Source organism: Nocardia barduliensis (genome assembly GCF_013315795.1).
Lineage (GTDB): Bacteria > Actinomycetota > Actinomycetes > Mycobacteriales > Mycobacteriaceae > Nocardia > Nocardia barduliensis.
The window spans coordinates 1-434 of sequence record NZ_JABLTE010000301.1; the positions used below are offsets into that span (position 1 = coordinate 1).

2 protein-coding genes are annotated in these 434 nt (G+C 47.9%); both read left to right on the forward strand.

Annotated elements, in window-relative coordinates; all coding sequences use genetic code 11:
• On the forward strand, positions 1–204 hold a 204-nt coding region (locus HOV91_RS39650; RefSeq protein ID WP_217441626.1), incomplete at its 5' end, for a hypothetical protein.
• Positions 205–216: 12 nt separating this feature from the next.
• On the forward strand, positions 217–434 hold a 218-nt coding region (locus tag HOV91_RS39310), incomplete at its 3' end, for a hypothetical protein (RefSeq protein WP_217441627.1).

Here is a 434-nt window from a genome sequence, read left to right on the forward strand (position 1 = left end):
GTTTATCTATGGTACGCCAGCCAGACCGGAAGTAACGGTAACGGAAATCTGTTTGACAGCGACACAACGGTCGCTGTTGCGAATTACGAATTTCATGAAGGGACGGGGCAATATCCGGAATCAAATATTCCAGAGCTGGTAAACCGTCCATACCCACTGAATAACCCCTGTGTGGCATTTCGTCGCCAGGCAATCGCTATTTAAGGAAAACAAATTATGGGTTCGCGTATTATTGTTCCGGGTTATTTTGGTGATAAAGGCCTGGGTTTTGACCCGCTCGTTCGCCGTGGCCTGAAATATTTGAATTTTTATGGAGAGGCAGATAAAACTGGTCGGAACCTCGCACCGGATGGGGTAGATGCAACGGTACTGGGTTCACCTGTTGTGCAGGAAAATGGCGTCCAGTTTACGCCTGCAGGAACATTGCTTGATAC